At 64.2% G+C, this 4,234-nt stretch carries 3 protein-coding genes; 1 reads left to right on the top strand and 2 read right to left on the bottom strand.

The window, feature by feature from the left end; translation table 11 throughout:
- Nucleotides 1–39: 39 nt before the first annotated feature.
- Together EN925_RS25435 and EN925_RS25430 are read right to left on the bottom strand one after the other, a co-directional pair.
- Nucleotides 40–642: an ANTAR domain-containing response regulator gene (locus EN925_RS25435; protein ID WP_127369732.1), complete on the bottom strand. Its 603-nt coding sequence runs from the start codon at nt 640–642 to the stop codon at nt 40–42.
- An 83-nt stretch (nt 643–725) separates the two neighbouring features.
- Nucleotides 726–2,795, bottom strand: coding sequence for an NAD(P)-binding protein (locus EN925_RS25430; RefSeq protein ID WP_127369731.1), 2,070 nt, complete (start codon nt 2,793–2,795; stop codon nt 726–728).
- Between the two features lie 276 nt (nt 2,796–3,071).
- On the opposite strand from EN925_RS25430, the gene argE reads away from it, so the two are divergent.
- Nucleotides 3,072–4,232 carry an acetylornithine deacetylase gene (argE, locus tag EN925_RS25425; RefSeq protein WP_127369730.1) on the top strand — a complete coding sequence of 387 codons (1,161 nt, stop codon included), beginning with the start codon at nt 3,072–3,074 and terminating at the stop codon, nt 4,230–4,232.
- Nucleotides 4,233–4,234: the final 2 nt, after the last annotated feature.

Below are 4,234 nucleotides of genomic sequence, written 5' to 3'. Positions count from 1 at the left end.
GCATGAAGCCGGCGGTGATCTGGTGCTCGGCAGTCATGCTCATTCGTCCTCCGCCGGTCCCAGCAGCCCCGCGGCAGTCACCAGGCTTTGGGCGATGTCGCCGATCTTGCGGTTCTGGTTCATCGCCGTCTTGCGCAGCAGCGTGTAGGCGGCCTCTTCGGAGAGGCCGCGCGATTTCATCAGGATGCGCTTGGCGCGGTCGATCACCTTGCGGCTCTCGAGCTCGCCGCGAACCTCTTCCAGTTCGCGCGCCATGCGCGAAAAAGCGTTGAAGCGGCTGACCGCCATGTCGAGGATCGGCTTGACGCGCTCTTGCCGCAGACCGTCGACGACATAGGCCGAAACGCCGGCATCGACCGCCGCCTCGATCGAGGCCTGGTCGGAGCGGTCGACGAACATGGCGATCGGCCGTTTTACGGCACGCGACAGCTGGAACATGTTTTCCAGCATGTCGCGATTCGGGTTTTCGAGATCGATGACGATGACATCGGGCTCGATCTCGGCGATCCGCCGCGCAATGCCGGTCACATCATGGATGACAGTGACCCGCTCATGGCCGGCCTCGCGCAACCCCGCCTCGATGATCGCGGCGCGGATGCGGTTTTCATCGATCACCAGGACGGCGAGTGCGGTTCGAACCATGCCTGCATTGTGACCAAGCGAAGGAATTGTGCAATGCGGTATGGTTGAACAATCCGATATTCGCTGACCGCACCGCAGGCGCCCTATTCCGCGGCCAACGCCGTGACCTCGCGGCGGAAGGGCAGTGCGTCGCCGATATCGGCTTCATCCAGCTCGCGCGCGAAGCGGTGGCCGGCATAGGTTGCCCAGGCGATCGGACCCGGCGCCTCGGCATCGCCGATGATTTTGATCGAGCGGATTCCGCTGTCGGCCCATTCGTCCCGCCGCGCCTTCAGGCCTTGCCAGACACCATCGTCCTGCTGGCGCGATGTCACCAGCACCACCGCGTCGGCAATGATGTCGCTCCGGGCGCCTGTATAGGCGCAGACTGTGATAACACCGCCCGGCACGATGCGCGTCACAGTCCGGTTCAGCACGATCTCGACGCCGCGTTCGGCCAGCCGGCGATGGATGGCGCCCTGCTCCAGCGTGTTGCGGGTCCAGTCGGATACATAGGCCGACGGCGTCACCAGCGTCACCTTCGCGCCCTGGCGCGCCATCAGCTCGGCCAGAACGCCACCCATGTAGTAGTGGTCGTCGTCGAACAGCACGACACTGCCGGTCGGCACAGTGCCGGCCATCAGATCGTCCGGCGTGTAGACCGGCATGGCCGGGTCGATCGGCATCGACACGACATGCGCGCGCGCCACGCCGTCTCGGCGCCATGTCGAGCCGGTGGCAAGCGCAATGTTCTGAAAGCCGAAGTCCAGTATCTCCTGCGCCGACAATCGGCTTTCGAAATAGACGTCGACATTGGACATCTGGCTGATCTGGTACTGGCGGTAGTCGCGCACGCGTCCCCATGCCGAGAGACCAGGCAAGCGGCACTCGCGCGCCACGCGGCCGCCGAGTTCGGTGCCGGCTTCGGCGATGGCCACCTGATAGCCGCGCAGGCCGAGCGCACGCGCCGCCTCCAGCCCGGCCGGGCCGGCGCCGACGATCAGCACGCTGTCGCTATCGCCCTTGGCCTGCATGCGTTCGGGATGCCAGCCCTTGCGCCATTCCTCCATGAAGGTTGGGTTCTGCGTGCAGCGCGAGATCGACATGGTCATGTCGCCGGTGATGCAGATGTTGCAGCCGATGCATTCGCGAATGTCCTCGATGCGCCCCTCCTCCACCTTCTTCGGCAGGAAGGGATCGGCAATCGATGGGCGCGCGCAGCCGATGAAATCCAGCGTGCCGGACTTGATCATCTTCACCATCACATCCGGCGAGGTGAAGCGACCGACGCCGACGACCGGCTTCGAGGTCAGTTTCTTGATGCCGGACACCAGGCTCTCCTGCGCGCCCTCCTCCTTGAACCGCGACGGCCCGGAGCAGTCCTCCCAAGCGCCATGCGCCAGGTCCCAGAGGTCGGGCAGATCGGCATGCATCTCGATCATGTCGCGCACTTCGGAATTGGCAAAGCCGAGCTCACCGATCATCTCGTCCAGCGACAGCCGCAGCGTCAGGCCGCACGTGTCGCCGATAGCGTCCCTGCCCTCTTCGATCAGCTCACGCATCAGCCGCGAGCGGTTCTCCAGCGAGCCGCCATATTCGTCGCTGCGCTGGTTGGTGGCCGTGGACAGGAAGTGCTGGATGATGCCGAAGCCATGCGCGCCGTAGAGGCACACCAAATCGAAGCCCGCGAGCCTCGCCCGTTTGAAGGCATTGCGATGCCAGCGGCGCAGGTCGCGAATATCCTGCTTGTCCATGGCGCGCGCCTGCACCGGATCGTTGGTGAAGGTGCGGATCGGCAGGGCCGACGGCCCGCGCGGCACTTCCTTGGTGTAGAGGTTCGGCCCGTTGATGCCTGAGTAGGCCAGTTGGATGCCGGCCAGCGCGCCATGCTGGTGCATTGCCTTGGCCATCTTCGCCAGCGCCGGAATATCGGCATCGTCCCACAGCCTGAGCTCGATGAAGGGCGTGATCTCGGATGTGTGGTGCATCTCGGTTTGCTCGGTGAAGATGACGCCCCAGCCGCCTTCCGACTTGATGCGGCGCATCTCGGCCGCGGCCGAAGGGTCGCGATAGCCGCCGCCATTGCAATGCGGCACCTGATAGAAGCGGTTCTTGGCGGTCACCGGACCGATCTTCACGGGCTCGAACAAAATATCATAGCGCGGATCGCGCATGGAACGTGCCTTCCTGCCAGCGTCGCCCTGCAGCACGCCCGATCATGGTTTCGAGGCGTGACGCAAGCCGGCCGGCCCAGTGGGTTGATGCCGTGAGACCATTCATAAGTTGCGGCAAGCGCCGGAAAACAACAGATTTCTTCTGTGCCGGTTAGGCCGCGCCTAATCGCACACATCCGGATTAGCATCCGCTGAATCCCGACTGAGCCAAATGCGACTTCAAGGCCCCGGCCACGCGATGCTAGAAGTACCGACGGCCAATGAGGCACAAGACGCATGGACAGCACCCAGATCCTTGAAAAGCTGCTCGCATTCCCGACGGTGAGCCGCGACTCGAACCTCGCCCTCGTCAACTACGTGGCGGACCTGCTAGACGCGCACGGCACTGCCAGCCAGATCATCCACAGCGAGGACGGCCACAAGGCCAACCTCTTTGCCACCATCGGACCGACTGATGCTTCCGGCATCATGCTGTCCGGTCACACCGACGTCGTTCCCGTCGACGGCCAGGCCTGGACGCTGCCGCCCTTCGAGATGACGAACCGTGACGGCAAGCTTTACGGACGCGGCGCGGCCGACATGAAGGGTTTTGTGGCCTGCGCGCTCGCCGCGTGCCTCAAGGCCGCGAAAATGACGCTGAAGACGCCTCTGCACCTGGCACTCTCCTACGACGAGGAGATCGGCTGCATCGGTGTGCGCAGCCTAATCGACATGCTGCAAGCGGCCCCGCATCGGCCGCTGCTATGCATTGTCGGCGAGCCGACCGATATGCAGGTGGCGACGGGGCACAAGGGCAAGCTTGCCGCACGCGCGCTTTGCAAGGGGCGCGAAGGCCATTCGGCGCTGGCCCCGCTGGCGCTCAACGCCATCCATCTCGGCTGCGACTTCGTCGCCGCCTTGCGCCGCGAACAGGACCGGCTGATGCGCGATGGCGCCCGCGACGGCGACTACGACATATCATACACGACCGTCCATGTCGGCAAGATCAACGCCGGCGTGGCGCTGAACATCGTGCCGAACCTTTGCCAGGTCGACTTCGAAATCCGCAATGTCGCAGCCGACGACCCGCACGAGATTCTCGACCGCCTGCGCAAGGAGGCTGCTCATATTGCTTCCGAAGCCTCGACTATCGCGCCCGAGGCAGCAATCGACATCGACATCACCAACACCTATCCCGGCCTGGACACGCCAGCCAGTTCGCAAGCCGTCGCCTTCGTCAAATCGCTGACCGGCGCCAACAATACCATCAAGATGGCCTTCGGCACGGAAGGCGGCCTGTTCAGCCGCGATCTCGGCACGCCGACGGTCGTGTGCGGACCGGGGTCGATGGCGCAAGGGCACAAGCCGGACGAATTCGTCAGCGTCGAGCAGATGCGCCGCTGCGACGACATGCTGGAAAAATTGCTGAAGCGGCTTGCCGACCAGCAACTGGCGTAAGC

It is taken from the genome of Mesorhizobium sp. M7A.F.Ca.US.006.04.2.1 (genome assembly GCF_004022915.1).
Taxonomy (GTDB): domain Bacteria; phylum Pseudomonadota; class Alphaproteobacteria; order Rhizobiales; family Rhizobiaceae; genus Mesorhizobium; species Mesorhizobium ciceri.
Note: the sequence above shows the minus strand (reverse complement) of the source record. Positions and strands in the feature narration are given on the sequence as shown.